The following is a 2080-nucleotide window of genomic DNA, read 5'->3' on the forward strand; positions in this document are numbered from 1 at the left end:
TGCTTCCGCCCACCTGCTGGCTGACGTCCGCCCACGCGCTCAGGGTGTCACCCAGACGCGCGTCCACACCTGCCTTCATCTCTCCCACGTTCCGGGAGCCGGCAATGTGGCTTTCCACACCGTTCATACTCACACCGGCCGGACTGCTGTTCCCTAACCAGTTCACTTCCATGTAAGGCTCAATCTCACGACCGGCCTTCACGTCCTTACCGCTCAGGGAGGCCCGGACACCCAGTACCGTCTGGACACTGTTACTCCCCGCATCCACCCGGGTGCCGTTATCTTCCGTGTACTCCCCGGCCTTCACACCACTCCAGATGACCTGGGCATGCGGCTGCAGCCACACTGTGTTCTGCATGTCGCTGTCCCCTGTCCACCGGTACACCGGCAGACCGTATCCGCCTTCCAGTGAACCGCTCAGCCCGCGGGATTTGTAGCTCTCCCGATGCAGCCCCTCACCCTGCACGTCGTTACTGAACCAGCTGTACTGCAGCCAGCTGTCCGCATACAGGCCCGCCCTGTCACCCGGATTCTGATACCAGGTTCCGTACAGACCCGTGCTGTAACCGTTCACGCTGCCGCTGGAGTCATACCCGGTCTGGTCGTTGTGGGTGTTGCTGTGCTGATGGGCATATCCCGCCATCATCCCGGCAACCGCTTTCCCGCCCAGTGCCGGCCAGGACATCAGGTCACCGCCCGCCTGCAGAACATAGCGGTTGGCAAGCGTGTCGTTCTGGCTGTCCGACAGCGAGGCACGGTTATGTCCCCCCTCGTTACGCAGCCACATCGTGGTGGTGCGCACTTCTCCGGTCAGGCTGTCGCGGTACAGGGTCTCTCCCGTACGGTCATGCAGGGACAGGCTGAACAGACTCTGCGCTGCCTGCTGGTTCGCGGCATAGCTGCCCACCTCCGGACGGTACATCGTCGTGTTTTTCGGTTTATCCGTACCACCACCCGGTTTAACCGTACCACCACCCGGTTTAACCGTACCACCACCCGGTTTATCCGTACCGGACAGGTCTGTATTGTTGGTCAGGTACCATCCCTTTACGTCAGTCCCGGTCACATTCCCTTTACGCAGAACGTAGTCATAGGCCCCGGCAACAACACGGTTCCCCTGAGAGAACACACCGTCTGATTTGCCGCCAACATCCACCACCTGTATCCCTTCCCGGGTCTTCGCCCCGGCTCCGTTCTTGTTCGAGATATACAGCGTACTGCGTCCGGCCGTATTGCCTTTCACCACCAGTTTGTCCGTCGGGGCATCATCTCCGCCCAGGGCCGCACTGAGTGACAGGGTGCTGCCGTCATGCCCTGTATAGTTCCCGTTCACGGTCAGGGTCTGTGGGGCGAATGCACCGTCGCCGTGTGTGAACGTGACGGTCCCTGCATGGTCCAGTGAATCCAGCAGGGAGTTCCCTGTCATGTTCCAGACCGCGTTTTTACCCACCGTCATCGACACCGGGTCAATCATACCGGTCAGCACCGTTGACCCGGTCAGGTTCAGCGACGTTCCGCTCTCACCGGTGATATCCGTCGTGGCCAGCAGCGTGTCAAGCGTCAGGGTCCCGCCGTTTTTCAGGGTGATACCCTTATCCTGACGGAGGATACCCCCGAGGGTCAGGCTGCCGCCGTCCTGGACGATGCCGCCGGTCCCGGTCAGGTGTCCACGGAACAGACCGTCCGTGTTCTTCTGATAGACAAGACTGCCGTTGTTGGTCACATAGTTTCCTGTCAGCGCCCCCCCGTCCGCAACGGTGGTGGTCCCCGCAAGCTGTCCGCCCGCGGTAATATCGAGCACACCGCCGGAGCCGATGGTGGTTCCGGTAAGGACATCCCCTGATGCCAGGGTGGTGAGCCTGCCGCCGTTTTCAAGCAGGACGTTAGTGGCACTGTGGGTGGCCGCATCCACCGAGAAGGCGCCGAGGGTATTGGTGCCGGAGACGGTGGCACCGGTGCTGGCCTGCAGCGCGCCGCCGCTTTTCTGGGTGACCGTCAGGGCCGTGCCGCCGGCAGATACGTTCAGCACACCGCCGCTGTTCAGCGTGGTGCCGGTGGCCCTGCCGCCGGAAGATACGTT

1 protein-coding gene is annotated in these 2080 nt (G+C 62.0%); it reads right to left on the reverse strand.

What is annotated here, in order from left to right:
- A partial coding sequence (locus ACS603_RS23325; protein WP_474945006.1) for an autotransporter outer membrane beta-barrel domain-containing protein occupies positions 1–2080 on the reverse strand: 2080 nt, incomplete at both ends.

The sequence above is a fragment of the Enterobacter sp. Li2LvB3 genome (genome assembly GCF_056156645.1).